Source organism: Paenibacillus nanchangensis, from assembly GCF_046543445.1.
In the GTDB taxonomy this organism is placed as follows: domain Bacteria; phylum Bacillota; class Bacilli; order Paenibacillales; family Paenibacillaceae; genus Paenibacillus_AQ; species Paenibacillus_AQ nanchangensis.
In genome coordinates this window covers 17,955-36,225 of the sequence record NZ_JBHOFD010000008.1, presented here as the reverse complement: position 1 = coordinate 36,225, position 18,271 = coordinate 17,955, and the positions used below count along the sequence as shown (strand labels likewise).

11 protein-coding genes are annotated in these 18,271 nt (G+C 39.9%); 10 read left to right on the top strand and 1 reads right to left on the bottom strand.

Going from position 1 to position 18,271, the window contains the following annotated elements; translation table 11 throughout:
- Positions 1 to 57: 57 nt before the first annotated feature.
- Entirely contained in the window at positions 58 to 2,883 is a 2,826-nt protein-coding gene (locus tag ACE6ED_RS07870) for an O-antigen ligase family protein (protein ID WP_410826558.1), read from the bottom strand.
- A gap of 209 nt (positions 2,884 to 3,092) precedes the next feature.
- On the opposite strand from ACE6ED_RS07870, the gene ACE6ED_RS07865 reads away from it, so the two are divergent.
- The 10 genes from ACE6ED_RS07865 (at position 3,093) to ACE6ED_RS07820 (ending at position 17,508) form a co-directional block, all read left to right on the top strand.
- Complete coding sequence (locus ACE6ED_RS07865; protein WP_410826557.1) at positions 3,093 to 4,478, top strand: ABC transporter permease; 1,386 nt, start codon at positions 3,093 to 3,095, stop codon at positions 4,476 to 4,478.
- 14 nt (positions 4,479 to 4,492) lie between these two features.
- Complete coding sequence (locus ACE6ED_RS07860) at positions 4,493 to 5,716, top strand: ABC transporter ATP-binding protein (RefSeq protein ID WP_410826556.1); 1,224 nt, start codon at positions 4,493 to 4,495, stop codon at positions 5,714 to 5,716.
- Complete coding sequence (locus ACE6ED_RS07855; RefSeq protein WP_410826555.1) at positions 5,706 to 7,202, top strand: methyltransferase domain-containing protein; 1,497 nt, start codon at positions 5,706 to 5,708, stop codon at positions 7,200 to 7,202. The genes ACE6ED_RS07860 and ACE6ED_RS07855 overlap by 11 nt, the downstream gene beginning before the upstream one ends.
- Before the next feature lie 70 nt (positions 7,203 to 7,272).
- Positions 7,273 to 11,031 (top strand): glycosyltransferase, encoded by a 3,759-nt coding sequence (locus tag ACE6ED_RS07850; protein WP_410826554.1) that lies wholly within the window; start codon positions 7,273 to 7,275, stop codon positions 11,029 to 11,031.
- A gap of 49 nt (positions 11,032 to 11,080) precedes the next feature.
- Entirely contained in the window at positions 11,081 to 12,016 is a 936-nt protein-coding gene (locus ACE6ED_RS07845; RefSeq protein ID WP_410826553.1) for an NAD-dependent epimerase/dehydratase family protein, read from the top strand.
- Between the two features lies 1 nt (position 12,017).
- Positions 12,018 to 13,004 (top strand): glycosyltransferase family 2 protein, encoded by a 987-nt coding sequence (locus tag ACE6ED_RS07840; RefSeq protein ID WP_410826552.1) that lies wholly within the window; start codon positions 12,018 to 12,020, stop codon positions 13,002 to 13,004.
- A 75-nt stretch (positions 13,005 to 13,079) separates the two neighbouring features.
- Positions 13,080 to 14,102, top strand: coding sequence for a dTDP-glucose 4,6-dehydratase (gene rfbB / locus ACE6ED_RS07835; protein ID WP_410826551.1), 1,023 nt, complete (start codon positions 13,080 to 13,082; stop codon positions 14,100 to 14,102).
- Positions 14,099 to 14,971, top strand: coding sequence for a dTDP-4-dehydrorhamnose reductase (gene rfbD / locus ACE6ED_RS07830; RefSeq protein ID WP_410826550.1), 873 nt, complete (start codon positions 14,099 to 14,101; stop codon positions 14,969 to 14,971). Before rfbB ends, rfbD begins: the two co-directional genes overlap by 4 nt.
- Positions 14,972 to 15,279: 308 nt before the next feature.
- Complete coding sequence (locus tag ACE6ED_RS07825; RefSeq protein WP_410826549.1) at positions 15,280 to 16,251, top strand: glycosyltransferase family 2 protein; 972 nt, start codon at positions 15,280 to 15,282, stop codon at positions 16,249 to 16,251.
- Between the two features lie 204 nt (positions 16,252 to 16,455).
- Positions 16,456 to 17,508: an acyltransferase family protein gene (locus ACE6ED_RS07820; RefSeq protein WP_410826548.1), complete on the top strand. Its 1,053-nt coding sequence runs from the start codon at positions 16,456 to 16,458 to the stop codon at positions 17,506 to 17,508.
- Positions 17,509 to 18,271 lie beyond the last annotated feature (763 nt).

Sequence of the window (18,271 nt, the reverse complement as noted above, 5' to 3'; positions counted from 1 at the left end):
AGAAGGGCAGGCCTCCATTGTGAGGTCTGCCCTTTTGTATATCCTAACTAATCTGTGCTAGAACTTGGCTGCTACGATTTCATCAATTCGCGCCTGCTCGGTTGGCTCTGCCTGAATCAGAGCATCGTGAACCGCCTTGTCCATCTGCTGCCCTGAACGAAGCTGGGCGGCTAAATAGTAGCGGGCGATCTCGCGGTTGTTAAGATCCGCATAGTTATCGCTGAGCGCCTGCTGCAAAGTAGCTACAGCCTCTGCTTCACGTCCTGACATGAGCTGCATTTTGCCTGCATTCAGGGCGATCGTTGGGGTTACCTCAATCTGTCTTTGCCCTGGCTGAGGGTTTTGCGGCTGGGAAGCAATGTCGACCACCTGTTGATAAGCGGCGAGTCCTGCATTAAAGTATTCTTGTTTTTTGGCCTGGTCCTGCGAATGCAAGGCTTGATTGCCCATGTTAAAAGCGCGGCTGATGAGTTCTTCGTGCCAGCTGAGACTAAGCACAAACTGTGGAGCTTGATCCCGGAAGACGGCAAAAGCCTGTTCGCTTTGTCCCTGCAGTTCATACAATTGGGCTTGTTGTCTCCAATAGGTTTCATTAGCCGGTTCAGCACCAAGATGTGCTGTCAGGCTCTCTTGCGCCTGCTTGTAAAAGGCAGCGGCTTCCTCTTGGTTGCCCGACAGCTGCTTCATTTTTGCCATATTCATTGAGATCAACGGTGTAACCTCAAAAGCACGGCCTTGCTGCTGACCCGCAGGAAGCGTCTTTATATGTTCGACTCCGGCTACTACGTGCTCATAAGCATCCTGCCCGATCTTGAAATAATCCTGCTGCTTGTTAGGATCCTGAATTCCCATATTCAAAGACCGGGTAGTCAACTCCTCGTACCAGTCAATATCCCAATTGAACTTATCGGCATTATCCCGGTATATAGCGTAAGCAAGGTCGCTTTGACCCAGCAGATCGTAGAGAGTAGCCTGCTGCTTGAGCAGCAATTTGTTATAAGGCTCTTTCTTTAACGTACGGTTGAGTGCGTCCATAGCCTCTTGGGAGAATTGTTGATTTCCCGTTTGCTGGAACACAGACTGATCGACTGATGACAAATACAGCACCATTTCCGGATGGGTTGGACGATAAGACAGCGCCCGGTCGAGCGGTTCCTTAATGGCTTCGTACGATGAACTTACCTGAACCGTACGTTTTGTCTCCATTGCAGCACTTGCCGAAGAGGTGCTTCGGGCAGCAAAAACGACTACAACAACCGCAGCCAGAGCTAGAACGGCGGAATAACCCAGCTTAATGCCATTACCATTAAGCTTTCGACGAAGTGGTGCATGGTCCATAACGGCTGCCATTCCTGCAAGTCCAATAAAGACCAGGAGTCCCATAAAGGCGTAACTCATGTTGAAGTCAAGGATACTATGAATCAGTATCGACATGGCGATAATCACATAGAAGAACCCGTTCTCCCATTGATCGCGTTCGCGGTGTTTAACATATCCGCGAATATACTTGTAGAAGATATAAAGGATGAAGCCCATAAAGATCAGGAAACCAACGATTCCGACTTCGATTAAATATTGAAGGAAAAAGTTATGCGCCTGACGGCTGGTATACGGGTTGTTTTGATATTTTTCATACAGCGAAGCCCAGCCGCCGCCGCCCGCGCCAAGTACGGGATAATCCTTCACAACTTTAAGAGCATCTTTATAAAACGTAAACCGTTCAAGCACACTATGCTGCTGGAAGTTGATGTTTTCAAACCGCACGGCAACATTGGCCGGCAAAATATTGCGTACATTAGTCGCGATCAGCAGATATGCAGCTAATGCCACAAGGGCAGTGGCACCAATCGGCAGCCACAGGTTGCTGAGTCTGCGCCGGGACAAAGGCTCCAGCTTAGCTTCAAGCCATGGCGCTACAAAACGCTGGATGACCCAGCCGAGAACCGCCATAAGCACTGAAGCGCCAATCAGGTAACCCCAGCCTTTAGCGGACAGCGCAGTGCTGGGATTGGTGCTGAGCTCTTGTCCTATGTTCGAAATCGGGTTCAGTACAGCCAAGGATATGATCCCAGCAAGAGCTAGATAAACCACCCACAAAATTTGCTGTGCGGGCCGCAAGAACAGCAGCAGCAACACAAAAACAACCGGCATCAGCACAAGGCCGCCGCGTGACAACGTCAAAAACATGGAGATGATGATCGGTACCAGCATAAAGGCGTGGGTAAGCATACCATACCATTTTTTTGAGCGAATCAAGGCGAATACCGCTACAAACAAGAAGGCCATCGTAAAAGCTGCATAGGTGTTGGCGTATTGAAAAATAGCGGTTAGGCGTAGGCCATTGGAGTCCGTCATTACGGAATCAAGATAAATTCCGTTATACACCGTGTTGGAGAACCAGCCGACTAACGATCCGGCTAGCTTGGCGTTCCCGAGCCAGTTCATCAATCCAAAGCCGACAATTACATAAGAAACTGTTAACACGGCGTATTGTATGATAACATTGATTTGTTTGCTTCGAAGGAGGTAGAGACTAATAATAAAAATCGCCGCATACATCGTCTGGACGAACACCATGTTGACTGCCAAATAGTGAGAAGCGGCATTGATGACGGCAAGCGCATAGGTAAGAGGAAGCAGAAGAACTGCGACCGCAAGCGCATCCCTATTATCTTGAAGCGAGAACTGCTTGTAATACCCGCCGATCCAGACAAGCAGAAGTAGACAACAGATCAGCGAACCGATGTAGAGCGGCTTCTCATAGTCCATCATTTGCCCGTTAAATAATCCCACTTGAAACGGAGCCCATACTAAAAATACAATGAAGCCAATGATTAATACCCACGTGAGAGAAGAGAGCTTCTTCGCGTTTCTCGACTGCACGGCGTTTTTGCCGTATACTGGATTCGACAACTTTATTATCTCCTTTTTTAATAGTACATAGTTGTGCCTATTTAAATGTTATTATTTTATTAATATATTAGTCAAGTAACAGGGCTGTTCTTGCTGTATATTACAAATAATTGCATATCTAGAAAAGGCGAAAGAAGCTAGTTCTAGAAGTTAGTTTATTAGTAGAGGAGCTTTAACCAGTGAAATTGCGTAATAAGACAAAGTTTGCTAAATTCATCATCGTATTCGTCAGTGCTTTTTTTATTTTGTACTTCTTATTGTCAATGTTTCTGCAAGCTTCTCATAACATGAACTTGTCTATAACTTTAAAAAGTGGAAATGAGGATTACTTTCAAGTTTATTATATTGAAGCTAAAGAGAAGTTAAGTGAGGAACAATCGGAAGTAGCTAACTATAAAAAGGCCGACTCATATGAAAAGCTGAACTTTAAACTCGGAGCTGACATCTCGTCCCTCCGTCTAGACTTGGGGACAAAGCCCGGTGAAGTTTCAATCAAGCATATTGCATTTGGCTCTTTTTTTCATTCTTATTCATTTGACTTGAAAAATTTGAGTTTGAAGAACAGCAATCAAGTAGACGAACTGAAACTAAATAAATCAGACGAATTGATAGCAAAAGTAGCAGGTACAGATCCTTATGTAGAACTTATCCCATCTTCCGAGCTTAAAGAATCCATTATGCAAGACAACAGAGCAGCAAAAGATCTAATAGCAGCTCTTATAGCGTTAATAACTTCAATTGTGCTCGTTTTGTTACTTAAAATAAGAAGGGATATATATGATCTCGTAAAAGAACTTTATGCACATAAAAAAATGTTGTATTTTTTATCGGTTAACGATTTCAAAACAAAATATGCAGGATCGTATTTAGGGGTGGTTTGGGCTTTTGTTCAACCGGTGATAACTGTATTGATTTATTGGTTTGTTTTTGAGATAGGCTTTAGATCGGGACCAGTGCAGGATGTTCCCTTTGTCCTGTGGTTAATAGCTGGATTGGTGCCGTGGTTCTTTTTTGCTGAAGCGTGGGGAACTGCAACTAACTGTTTGATCGAATATAGTTATTTAGTTAAAAAAATAGTTTTTCAAGTCAGATTATTACCGCTTGTGAAGATTATGTCCTCTTTTTTTGTTCACGTATTTTTTGTCGGTTTAACCTTTGTCATATATTTATTGTATGATATTAGACCGTCAATTTATGCGGTACAGGTGATTTATTACTCGTTGGCAGCTATTTGTTTTGTTTTTAGTATCTCTTTAATCACAAGTTCGTTAATTGTATTCTTTAAAGACTTAGGGCAGATAATCAGCCTTTTATTACAATTTGGAATGTGGCTCACCCCTATCCTTTGGAGCTCTACGATGCTTCCTGCTTCCTACAGATGGTTGCTGAAAGTTAACCCAGCTTATTATATCGTAGAAGGATACAGAGATTCCCTGATTCATAAAGTTTGGTTTTGGGAAAGGTACAATCAATCCATATACTTCTGGCTGCTGACTGCTGTGTTGTTTTTGATTGGAATTGTCATTATGAAACGAACAAAACCGCATTTTGCCGATGTTTTATAGAAAAGGTGAGATAAATGAGTCAAGAAGTTGCAATTAAGGCAGAGCATGTCTCGAAATTATATAAACTATATGAAAAGCCTGTAGATCGATTGCGCGAAGCCCTAAGTCCGAGGAAAAAGAGCTACCACCGTCCTTTTTATGCTTTAAACGGAGTCAGCTTGGAAATTTCAAGGGGTGAAGTTGTTGGAATAATCGGTAAAAATGGAGCCGGCAAGTCTACAATTTTGAAGATTATTACCGGAGTTTCATCGCCGTCTTCTGGTACGATTGAAGTTAATGGGAAAATATCTGCTCTTCTGGAACTGGGTGCAGGATTTAATTTGGAGTACACCGGCATAGAAAACATATATTTAAATGGAATGATGATGGGATTCAGCCGAGAAGAAATGCAGGGGAAATTGGATGATATTTTAGCTTTTGCTGACATTGGAGATTTTGTATATCAACCTGTAAAGTCTTACTCCAGCGGGATGTTCGCGCGTTTGGCATTTTCAGTTGCAATTAATGTGGATCCGGACATATTGATAGTTGATGAAGCACTGGCAGTGGGAGATTTAAAGTTTCAGATCAAATGTATGGAGAAATTTAGTGAATTCCGAGACAGGGGTAAAACGATTTTATTCGTTTCTCATGATATAAATAGCATCAAAAGATACTGCAATAGAGCGATTTGGTTGCATGGAGGAAGAGTGCAGGCCCAAGGTGATACGGATGTTATTTGTGACAGATATACTGATTTCTTAAAATATGGTGATTCTTCCTCCGCTAAACAAAAGGTTGCTGTTGAACCCTTAAAATTAAGAGATGACATAATTGGCGTCATAGAAAATCTCCAGATTCTAAATAACGAAGGTCAGCCTTTGGAGGAGATTGAGCATAGTTCTCGATTTAAGCTGAAAATTGATTTTGCGATGAATACTACAGACATTGATATAGTTATTGGGGTGGCAATTCACACCATAGATGATATTTATGTCTGTGGAATCAATACACTGTTAGACAATCAAAAAATTGCATATAAAAAAGGGCTAAATACGATTTATTTGGAATATAAACAGTTTAATCTTTTAGGCGGTTCATACTATTTTGATATTGCCATCTTCGAAAAAAATGCACATGTCCCAATCGACTATAAGGCAAAAATAAAAGAGTTTTTCGTGAAATCGGCCTACATTGGTGAGGGAATATGCATTATACCCCATAACTGGAAAGTGGAAGGTGACGAGGATGAAATATAATTTTCAACTGGAATTATCTTCGAAAAATTCGTTGTCCTTAATCTTGAAAAAAATCACCCAAGGCGCTACAGTACTGGAGTTTGGTCCTGCTGCAGGCAGGATGACAAAGTATATGCAAGAGACCTTGAACTGCAAAGTGTATATCGTCGAGATTGATGAAGAAGCAGCAAAGATAGCCTCCGCTTATGCTAAGGAAACTATTATAGGTAACATTGAGGATTACATTTGGTACAGTAAATTCAAAGACATCAAGTTTGATTTTATTATCTTTGCAGATGTATTGGAACATCTATACGATCCGCACACTGTCTTAAATAGAGCACAGAAACTTCTAGCAGAGAATGGATCGATAATAACATCAGTGCCAAATATTGCCCACAACAGCGTTATTATAGACCTTTTGCAAAATAAGTTTAATTATAGGCGGACAGGGCTACTCGATGATACTCACATTCGTTTTTTTACACATGAAAGCCTGCACGGAATGATCAATTCTTGTAACTTAACAGCTATTTGGGAAGAAGCGATTATCAAAAAAGTCGGAGATACTGAATTAAATAATTATTTTGATGAGTTACCCAAGGGTGTTGTTAAATATTTGAAAAACAGGCCCTTGTGTGACATTTACCAGTTTGTTGTGCAACTCCAACCCAAATTGGCTTATTCCGATAGTTTAAACAAGGTCAGTAACCTTGGTAGAACTGGTGATTACTACTACACTCAATTGTACGTGGATTGTGGTGGAGGATTCAACGAAGATAGCAGTATTCGGCTGAGGGCATTTGTAGAAAAGCAAATTCATACTTACGAGTTTGATCTGAGCGATTTTGAAAACGTCGAAGAGATTAGATTCGATCCTTTGAATGTTGATTGCACTATAGAGATGCTGGAGATGTATTGTCTAGATGAAAAAGGGGAACAAGTTAAGGTTGAAGGTTTACATGCTAATACAGAGTTGAATTTCAAGCAAATATATGTATTTTTATCCGATGATCCCCAAATTCATTTCAAGACATCTTCTCGTAAAATCAAATCTTTTTTTGTCCGATTTAGAGTTGTCAATTATGAAACCGACAATTTTGAGTGGTTAATTAACCTCTTTAGAGAGATGAATGAATATACTCTTAACCATAACAAAGATGAATACGAGAGCAAACTACAAGAATTCTCGGAAATAAATAGGCTCCTGAAAACGGACAGTGAGATGATAAATAATCAATTAAATATCATTTTCGAAGAAAAGACTGAGTTGGTGCAAAGGCTTAAGGTGATTGAATCAGAACTGGAATTACTAACAACGGGAAAGAAACAAATGGAGGAAAAAGTGAATAAGCTTTCCTCTTCTCTTCAAAATTATGAAAATGACCTTCTTGAAGCGAATAAGCAAATAGTGGCATTAAATCAGGAAGTGCAATTGAAACAAAATGAAATTGCTAAAATCTATTCAACAAAGTTAGGGAGACTCCTCAGAAAACTTACAAAATAAATACTTATGAATGGTGTGATCATTTTTGAGCGGTGCTAGACTACTTGATGAAATACTAAGCAGGAATAAGATGAAACAGAATATGTTGCGACGAACGGCCTCCATTGTATCAGTTGCTGTCGAGAACGCTGAAGTTAAAGACAATGGTTTGGTGATCGCAACGTCAACAGAGCCAGTTGAATTAAAATTTGAGGTTCAATCGACCGGCAACTTTATGAAGATAGTGTATAACTTTCTTGATATGAAAGGAACCTCAGAACTAGTTATTATTGTTGAAGGAGAAGGAAGTGAAAGAGAAGAGCATAAGTTAGGAAACTTCTTCGGCACAAGTATTCCTTTTTACTTAAAGGCGAACTTTAAAGTAAAGCTTATAACATTTCAAATTAGTGCTGCTGAAGAGATCCAAATAAGGCAGCTTGAGCTTATATCAATAAGTGAAGCAGAGTATAAATTTAACAAAATTAAGCAGTATTCAATTAAATTAAATAAATTAATTAGCAAACAGCCTCATTTAAGGAGAAAATTTTTTGAGGAGTTGAAGTCGAATGGACTGAAGCATACATTAAGAAAAACTAAGCAGAAATTGTATAATAGCAACAATAACTATAACAATATTCACGTTCTACCCCCCGTTCGAACACAAAAAGTTGGACAAACTTCAGTGTCTCCAATTTTGTTTATTTGTCATGAGGCCCAAAATGCTGGCGCCTCAATTCTTTCATTAAACCTTGTAAAAACCATGAAAGAAATGTTCAAAAAGGAGATCATTGTTATCCTATTAAAAGGCGGCCCCTTAGAAAAAGACTTTTCTGAATACGCGACTGTAATAAGTCTCAATCAGAATTCTTTATCCTACTTAGAGAACGAAAATGAAGTGAAAAAGGTTGTTGTAGGTTTAAAGGAACAAAATGTAAAGTTTTGCATCGCGAATTCTGTAGTCTCTAATATAATGGCAAAAATTCTCTCTGAGCATGGCATAAAAGTAATTTCTTTGATACACGAGTTGCCGACTTCGATTATCACCTACAATTTTAATGAGGCTGCTCAATTTGTGTGTCAATATTCTGACAAAGTTGTATTCCCAAATCAGTTTGTAAAAAAGGCATTTGAAAAACACTTTTCTCTCATTGAAGACAAAATAATGATTCGGCCCCAAGGGATTTATAAAAAACGAATGGGTTCTTTAAACAAAGAGCAATCCAAAAAGGAATTGTGTAATTCTCTTGGAATTTCAACAAACTCTAAAATAATTTTGGGTGGCGGCTATGGGGATATAAGAAAAGGCATTGATCTTTTCTTTGCTCTTACGAAAGAGATCGTCCTTGAGGAAGAAAAAGGAGATTATCATTTTGTATGGGCGGGGCAGTTAGACTCAGTATTAGAGAAGTGGATGGTTCATGATGCAGAAGTACTTGGATTAATGCCGAACATCCACTTAATGGGGTTCCAATCGAATATGCTTCCTATACTTCAGGGAGCAGATGTTTTTATTCTCCCTTCTAGAGAGGATCCATTTCCCTCGATTGCTCTTGAAGCTATAGATAATGGTACACCAGTGGTAACCTTCGATAGTAATGGGGGAATGCCGGAATTCATCAGGAAAATTGGAATGATTCCATCATCATACTTAAACGTAAGTGAAATGAAAAACGAGATTTTTAGAATTTTAAACCACCCCGTTTTATATGATCAAGTTGTTCAAGAAGGACTTGAACTAGTTGAAAAAGACCTTAACTTTAGTGAGTATGTAGCTGATCTATTATCTCTCTCGTCTCCCGGTAAAAATCAAAAATCCAGTGTGAGTGTGATCATACCGAATTATAATTATGAAGCCTATTTGCCTGAAAGACTGATGTCGATAGTAAATCAGACCGTACAGCCTCATGAGATAATTTTTTTGGATGATGTTTCAAAAGACGAAAGTGTAAAGGTTGCTCAAGCGTTTCTTCAGAAACACAAAATTCCGTTCAAAATAATTAGAAATGAAAAGAATAATGGATGTTTTGGTCAATGGATAAAAGGGATTAATTTAGCTGAAGGAGAATATGTTTGGATCGCTGAAGCAGACGATTTCTGCGAAATTGACTTTTTAGAAAAACTAACACCTTTATTTGAAGATGATGAAGTGAATTTGGCTTACTGTCAGTCCGAAATTATCGATGGCCAATCTAGAAAAGTCGGGTTTAACTACGAAAGCTATACAAAAGACCTCTCAGAGACTAAATGGAGCTCCAGCTACAGTGTGGAGGGGAGACACGAAGTAGTACAAGCGCTTGGAATAAAAAACACTATTCCCAATGCAAGTGCAGTGATTTTTAGGAAAGCAGCGTTGGCCGGTATCGAAAACGAATTGAAGGATTATAAAATTGGTGGAGACTGGCTTGCTTATTTATATGTGCTGAGAATAGGCAAGATTGCCTTCTTATCGGAAACTCTTAATTATCACAGAAGACATTCTTCTAGTATCGTCAGTAGAAGTGAACAAAGTCTGGGGTTTTATAATGAATTAATTAACATCAAACGATTTGTCATTGAAAACTTCCAGATCCCAAAATCCCAAATGCATGCTTTCCTAAATCTTGTGCCCAATGAATATGCACGTTTAGGATGTAAGGGTTATGAAAGTAATAATATAATGGACAACGATAAGTTAGCAGGAGCATTCGAAAGCCTTGTGAATGATTGCAGACATTCCATGGATAAATATAACTATTTAAATAGTAGGAAAAAAATCCTGTTTGTCGCTCCAGACTTTGAAGTGGGGGGAGGGCAAATGTTAGTAGTTAGACTGGCCAACTTTTTTTCGGCATATCAAGAAGTTTATATCTACAATGCCCGTCCATGGTTGGTCGATAGAGTGATCACAACAATGATATCAGAGAGTGTAACAATTCTTCCTAGTAATGGTGATCCTAATGAGCTAGGAGCTTATATGGACTCAATTGGTATTGAAGTTGTTAATTCTCACATTTGGTGGTCAGACAAAATAACTTACCGGGCCATCAAAAACAAACCGTTAACACAATGGGTCCTTTCGATGCATGGTTGCTATGAAGCACTAATGAAAAATCCGGATTGGGATATAGATTTTGAAGGACTTGTTAAACCTGTTCTGGATAGAGCAAATCATATTATATATGCCACAGATAAGAATTTGGAGATATTTAGTGAAGTTAAAATTAACACACCATCCAAACGACGGAAAATTTATTACGGGTATCAACTTCAAAATATACCTAAAAAAAACAAGCAGGATTTAGGCATTGAAGAGAATTCTTTTGTATTCGGACTGGTATCACGTGCGATAAAGGAAAAAGGTTGGGAGGAGAGCATCAAGGCCATTATTGAACTAAACAAAAACTATGATAATAAGGCACACCTTATATTAGTTGGGAATGGCGCTTATGCTGAACAGATTAAGAAAGCCTATGAGAAATATAGTTTTATCCATGTAGTCTGTAATTTAACTAAACCATCCGAATGGATTGGTTGGGTTAAGGTTTTTGATGTCGCATTGCTCCCAAGCTATTTTATTTCAGAGAGCCTGCCAAATTCTATCATTGAGTATCTTGCCTATAACAAGCCTGTAATATCAACAAATTTAGGTGAGATTAAAACGATGTTATACGCTGAAAACACCAATAAGTATGCTGGAATTATACTTGAGCTCAATAATGAGCGAAAAGTGGAAGTGGATGAACTCACTAACGCTATGAGTACTTTAATGAGTGATACAAAAAAGTTTCATGAACTCAAAGAAAATACGAGTTTTTTATTTCAACAATTCTCAATGGAAAGTTTTGCCTCGAGCTATTTCGAACTGTTCTGAAATTAGAGATTTGAGGAAGACTTATTAAAAGGAAGGGATTGTTGATAGAATGAAAATATTTATTCTGGGAGGAGCCGGATTTATCGGCTCCCACTTGGCCCGGCAGCTTCATCAAGCTGAAAACGTCGTTACCGTATATGATAGAAATGTAAACCTTAAGATGCTGCCAAACGGCATATCCAATATTATTGAAGGCGATTTTTTGAATGAGGGAGGCTTTGAGGAGTTACTGGCTGATCAGGATATTATTATTCATCTCATTAGCACTGTATCACCATATACCTCAATGATTAATCCTACAGATTCTTATAAGCTGGATGTAATAAAAACAATTGAACTTTTAGAAGCTGCAAAGAAAATGAATGTCGGGAAAGTCATCTTTCTTTCCTCAGGAGGTACTGTCTATGGAGACCATGGGGATGCTGAACTGCTAAATGAAGGTTTTAATTGCAATCCTCTAAATCACTATGGAATTATGAAATTAACTATCGAGAAGATAATGCTCCTCTATAACCAATTGTTTGGTATGGAGAATATTGTACTTAGAGTTGCTAACCCATATGGAGTTGGGCAGGATCCTAGCAAAAAAATAGGTGCTGTTTCAGTTTTTTTAAATACCATTTTGCAGGGTGAGAGCATAACGCTTTATGGAGATGGTTCTACTACTAGGGACTACATAGATATCGATGATGTGTGTAATGCTATTGTGGCTGCTGTTAGCTATAGAGCTTCCAGTTTTGATATTTTGCCCGTATTCAATGTGGGAACTGGTATAGGAACTAGTATTGTAGATATTATAAGGAAAATAGAGCATTACACCAGTTTGAATGCCAACATAGACTTTAAAAGTATGAGGAGTATTGATGTAAAACGAAATGTTCTTGATCCACGTCGAGCTAAGGAATATCTTGGGTTTAAAGCTCAGATAAGTATCGATGAAGGAATCAAAAAGTTGGTCAATAACTATTTAAACACAAGGGAGTAAAATGAAGGTTACGGTTATTATCCCTAATTTTAATGGTGAGCGTTATTTGGCAGATTGTTTAAAAAGCTTGTTAAATCAAAGTTACACTGATTATGAAATAGTTATTGTGGACAACGGTTCAACTGATAATAGCATCAAAGTCGCAATGAAGATTGCACCACAGGTGACTGTCTATAGACTAGACGGTAATAGAGGTTTTAGTGCAGCTGTAAACTATGGTATTACACACTCTAATAGTGAATATGTGGTTCTGTTGAATAATGACACCATTGCTACAGAAACTTGGCTTCAAAATTTAATTGAAAGTATAGAAAGTGCTCCGGAGGCTTTTTCGTATTCTAGTAAGATGATTCAGTACTATTCTCCAGAACAAATTGATAATGCTGGCGACGAAATGACTTTTTTTGGATGGGCATATCAGGAGGGACATGGAGCAAATATAAACTCCTACTGTACTAATAGAGAAATATTTTCTTCTTGTGCAGGATCGGCAATTTACAGAAAAAAAGTATTCGACACCATTGGTTTATTTGATGAGAATTTTTTTGCGTATCTAGAGGATGTGGACATTGGGTATAGGGCCAGACTTGCAGGCTATAAAAATTATTATTGTGCAAGTTCATTAGTTTATCATATAGGTAGTGCAACAACTGGACACGGATACAATCCATTGAAGGTTAAGTTGTCAGCAAGAAATAGTTTTTATTTGTTGTACAAAAATTTTTCGGTTTTGCAGTGGGTAGTTAATACCCCGTTTCTAATTATCGGGCATTTATCTAGGTACTGTTTTTATAAACGACTGGGATTTCACAAAGATTATTTGGACGGACTTAAAGAAGGTTTTGGAAATAGGGAAAACATTGGATCCCGCTACTGCAAAAATAGTAATGCTAAGAGCATATATAAAATTCAGATATATATAATGAAAAAAGGGGTTCAATATACTCTGAAAAAGGGGAAAAAGATACTGGGTATACGGCAGGTTTGATTAACAAAAGATCGGAAACATTCTCTTAATATCACATAAGTTATGTATAATAAATATTAATAAAGGAGTCTTCCCATGAAACTTCTCGTTACCGGCGGAGCCGGCTTTATCGGCAGCAACTTTGTAATTTATATGCTGCAGCAGCATCCCGAATACAAAATCGTCAACATAGATGCTTTGACCTACGCAGGTAATTTGGAGAACTTAAAATCTGTGGAAGGGAACCCGAACTACACCTTCGTCAAAGCGGACATCACAGACGCGGCCGCAATGGATGCGCTGGTCGCAGATGGTGTGGATATCGTGGTGAATTTTGCTGCAGAATCGCATGTGGACCGGAGTATACTGGAACCTGAAGTGTTTGTCAAAACCAATGTTTTGGGGACGCAAGTGCTGCTGGATGCAGCCAAGAAGCACAATATTACAAAATTTGTTCAAGTATCGACAGATGAAGTATATGGTACCTTGGGCGAGACGGGATTGTTCACGGAGGAAACTCCGCTGACGCCAAACAGCCCTTACTCTGCAAGTAAAGCTGGCGGCGATTTGATGGTTCGTGCCTATCATGAAACCTTCGGACTGCCGATGAATATTACCCGGTGCTCCAACAACTATGGCCCGTATCAGTTCCCGGAGAAATTAATACCGCTGATGATTTCCCGCGCTCTGGCTGATCAAGCGCTCCCCGTATATGGAGACGGTTTGAATATCCGCGACTGGCTGTATGTAGAAGATCACTGCAGCGCGATTGATCTTGTTATTCACAAAGGAGTAAACGGCGAGGTTTACAACATCGGCGGTAACAATGAGCGGACCAATGTACACATCGTTAAAACGATTTTAGCTGAGCTTGGTAAACCTGAAACGCTGATTACGTATGTCCAAGACCGTCCTGGACATGACCGACGCTATGGCATTGATCCAACCAAAATCACGCGAGAATTGGGCTGGAAGCCTAAGCATACCTTTGAGACCGGAATCAAAGAAACCATTCAATGGTACTTGAACAATAAAGAATGGTGGGCTCGCATCCAGTCCGGAGAATATCAAAAATATGCACAGCTTCAATACGGTGAACGCCTTGGGGATTCGCTATGAAGGTTCTGGTTACCGGAGCGGCCGGACAATTAGGCCAGGATATGGTCCTCCTGCTACAGCGGGAGGGACATGAGGTTCTTGCATGCGACCGGGCGGAAATGGATATTACGGATCTTGCCCACTGCGAAAAAGTTATTGGAGCGTTTGGACCGGAAGCGGTCATCCACTGTGCTGCTCATACTGCGGTGGATGCTGCTGAGACGGATATTGATGCAGCCTACTTAATCAATGCAACGGGAACGCGAAACGTGGCGGTGGCTACGGAAAAAGCCGGAGCAAAGCTGGTTTACATCAGCACGGATTATGTTTTTAACGGGCAGGGTACTCGTCCTTACCATGAATATGATAATACAGATCCGCAGAGCATTTACGGCAAGTCCAAGCGTGCAGGCGAAGTTTTGGCGCAGACGCTGAACAGCCGTTACTTTATCGTTCGGACCTCTTGGGTATACGGAAAGTACGGCAACAACTTTGTCAAAACTATGCTGAAGCTGGGCCAGGAGAAGCCTCTGCTCCAAGTGGTTAACGATCAAAAGGGCTCGCCGACGTATACCGTGGATTTAGCCCGCTTCCTGCTGAAGCTAATCCAGACGGAGAAGTATGGGTTTTATCATGCCTCCAACAGCGAAGCTTGTACCTGGTATGAGTTCACTCAGGCTATATTTGCCGAGGCAGAGGAATTGCTTGGCTTAAAAATGACAGCGCGTCTTGAGCCATGCGGAACCGAGCAATTCCCTCGTCCCGCCCCTCGGCCCAGTTACTCGGTGATGGAGCATCTCTCCATTCGGACAAATGGATTCGAGGATCTTAGACCTTGGCGGGAAGGACTACGGGACTTTTTAAAGGAACTTCAAAACTCCAACCAGTGATGTATTTGAAACTGGGGGGGACGGACCAAACACGGAATGACGAACTTTGGAACAAACAGTAGGTGTTATAGTATAGTAGGCTAGAGACTTCGAAACAGCTCGGCTGCAAGTAAACTCCAGACAAACGTCTGGAGTCTTTCTTTCGGTTAATTTTATCCTAAGAAAAAGTATGACTAGTTGATTCTACAGTAATTTGTTGCGGCTCAAAAAATGAGAGAGTATCAGACGATTCAAAAATTGGAATTTTATATTCCCGTTTTTGTTTTTTCGGTATAATAGGTTCATTACAGTTGCCCAAAGGATGAGTTATGAACAGATCTACGGTAAGCGTACATATCGTGACATATAACAGTGAATGCGATATAGCAAATTGTATAAATGCAGTGCTTCTACAGAATTACCCGATTCAGCAAATTGTTGTAGTGGACAATGCATCTTCTGATGGCACAATAGAGCAGGTTGAGTTGATTAACGCCGAGATCAAGGACAGTGGCACAGCGCTCCATCTCTTTCGCAACACTGACAACACCGGCTTCGCCCCCGCACACAACGCGGCCATTGATCAGACCGATACAGATTACTGCCTAGTCCTCAATCCAGATGTAACTTTGGCGCCGGACTATGTGTCCCGACTCGTAGCAGTGATGGAGGCGAATCTGCGGATCGGAAGCGCGACGGGAAAGCTGCTCTTGAAACGTGATTCTTCGCTTGTCGATAGCACCGGTCTGCGGATGAACAGGGCACGGCGCGCGTTTGATCGAGGGATGGAAGAGCCCGCAGAACATTGGAACGAATCGGGAGAGGTGTTTGGCGTATCCGGCGCCGCGGCAATGTATTCCCGGAGAATGATTGAGGACATTTGTGTGGATGGCGATTTTTTTGACGGTGATTTTTTTGCGTATAAGGAAGATGTTGATGTCGCGTGGCGGGCACGCTTGTATGGCTGGACCGCTTATTATGATGCGGAGGCGCTAGGCTACCACGAAAGAGGTTGGAAACCGTCCGGACGAGGCGGTAAAGCACTGTTCATTCGGAGAATCTCTTACATTAACCGCTATAAAATGCTGTACAAAAATGAACCGGCCCGTACTCTCCCGTTTACACTTGCCGTATCGCTTCCATATGAAATTGCAGCCCATGGCTATATGCTGCTAAAGGAGCGTGATCTGTTCGGGGCATGGAAGCTGTTCAGGAAGCAGTGTCGCAATCTTCGTCGTAAAAGAAAAGAGATTCAGCGGATTGCTGCTGAGCGGAGAAGAGTAGGCCGAAGCTGGCTATAGATCATAGCAGGTCAATATAATGCTTTCCGTTGTCAATGCACAGAAAGGTGTTTCTAAGTAACAAATAGATTCTTCTGACAGAATCTATTGATTAGAACATGAATTTCAGTTTTCGTGTCTTACCCTACGGGCATAATACATAAAAAGTGAGTGTAAACTGATATACTATGCTAATTGATTTCTTCATTAGGAAAGGTATAAATCATGAAAAAAAATGTCGATTATATTGACTCTTTAAAAGGGATAGGTGCAATACTTATAGCTTATTATCATATAAGTGGTCTTATTGGAACTCCTACTAGTTCATTACAGACATTTAATAAGATAGCGGATGTACTATCCTCTATAGGATATATTCCAGTAGAAATGTTTTTTTTCTTTTCTGGTTATTTAATGGTATACAATTATGCTGATAAAATTAAAGATATTGCGTTTTTTGAGTATATAATTAAGCGAATTAGAACAGTATACCCTTTCCTAATGATTAATTTAGTAGGGTGCTCTCTGTATATTATTATAAGTGGAGGGAATGTTAGTTTATATCAAATCCTATATAACCTATTATTTCTCCAGAGTGGATACTTCCCAGGTGGTGGAGATTTTCGCATAGATGTTGCAGGTGGAGGGACATGGTTTTTAGCACCGCTACTTTTATCCTATATCATATTTTTTTATGTATCTAAGTATAAGAGTGAAGAAAAGGCATTCGGAGTCTATGGTGTCATTGTAATAATTGGAATGATTGCATTGAAAAATAATTGGAATTACCCGATTTTCAATGGGTACATGTTACGAGGTTTGCTAGGATTTTTTACAGGATGTTTATTCAGTGTAGTGGTGAAAAAATACGGATTCAATTATACCAAATCAGTTAAAGTAGGCATGCTAGTTGTTTTCTTAGCGTACTTAAGTTTAATTGTTTTTGGCGAATACACTAATACTATTGATTTTATCGTAGTCACTGATGTACTAATTTTACCTTGTATTATTATGATTATTGAGAGCTTTGGGTGGCTTAAAAAGATTATTGAAGTTAACTTCTTAAGAAGATTAGGTAAACTATCGATGCATTTATTCTTCTTAAATCTACCTGTGGCTTATTTCTTTAAATTAATAATAAGTGACCATTTTACCATATCTAACTGGGTTCAAATAATGCTGTATTTGGTTTGTTTGTTATCATTTTCAGTGTTATTAAATTTCCTTATTATTAAGTTTGCAAGCCTGAATAATTCAAAAAAACAAGGAGCTATTTAATTTATTTCTTAATCCATATTAAACCGGGGAAGTTACTCAGAGAAAAACTGAATACTATTTGTGCAATGCCCCCAATGTCAGGACAAAATTTTTGAGAAATAAGTTAACCCAAGAGGCCGTTCGTCGATCATGGTTACGAAAAACGGATATAACGAACTGGCCCTTTTGCAGCACACGCTAAGGTTTGCGGATTCGTTGAGGAGTATGCAATACTTAAGTGAGTGGAACATCGTTCCGCCCGGTTGCTGTCTATTGTTAGCTCTTGCTATCCATCGTGGCTTTTACTTTTGCTTCTTTAGCATTGGTTGTACTAATCGATTAAGCCCATTCGGATATAGGTAATGTTTATTACCCAGACCTGTTCGGGTAACCAGTTCTTAAGCCACAAATCAGATAGGGACGGGTATAATTATGCTGGCGCTTACTCTGGTTTGGCTTTGGATAAATTGTTCTAAGCCCATAAGCTTTCATACTCCTTTCTACTTTGTCAGCTTTGCCTCAATCTATGCCATATACAATACCTGCGTTAAAAACAATGATGTGATGGAGTTGTGGCTGGGACAATTGGATTTATTATTTAGACTATTGCTGGCACAGCTCATTGGTATCGTCTGAGTGGATCGCTAGTGTGAATTTTCAGCGTTAAACCGTCGCCGGTATACACCGCCGCTAAAATCGCCGGGTTAAATTACTTGCCTAGACGATTGGCATAACCGCTGGCATAAACCGCCATTATGAATATCCGCACGTTAGGCTCGGGATT

Bases quoted from the DNA above. Each gene is read 5' to 3' on its own strand.
- ACE6ED_RS07860 (WP_410826556.1), top strand. From the start codon at position 4,493: ATGAGTCAAGAAGTTGCAATTAAGGCAGAGCATGTCTCGAAATTATAT.
- ACE6ED_RS07855 (WP_410826555.1), top strand. From the start codon at position 5,706: ATGAAATATAATTTTCAACTGGAATTATCTTCGAAAAATTCGTTGTCC.
- ACE6ED_RS07850 (WP_410826554.1), top strand. From the start codon at position 7,273: ATGAAACAGAATATGTTGCGACGAACGGCCTCCATTGTATCAGTTGCT.
- ACE6ED_RS07845 (WP_410826553.1), top strand. From the start codon at position 11,081: ATGAAAATATTTATTCTGGGAGGAGCCGGATTTATCGGCTCCCACTTG.
- ACE6ED_RS07840 (WP_410826552.1), top strand. From the start codon at position 12,018: ATGAAGGTTACGGTTATTATCCCTAATTTTAATGGTGAGCGTTATTTG.
- rfbB (WP_410826551.1), top strand. From the start codon at position 13,080: ATGAAACTTCTCGTTACCGGCGGAGCCGGCTTTATCGGCAGCAACTTT.
- rfbD (WP_410826550.1), top strand. From the start codon at position 14,099: ATGAAGGTTCTGGTTACCGGAGCGGCCGGACAATTAGGCCAGGATATG.
- ACE6ED_RS07825 (WP_410826549.1), top strand. From the start codon at position 15,280: ATGAACAGATCTACGGTAAGCGTACATATCGTGACATATAACAGTGAA.
- ACE6ED_RS07820 (WP_410826548.1), top strand. From the start codon at position 16,456: ATGAAAAAAAATGTCGATTATATTGACTCTTTAAAAGGGATAGGTGCA.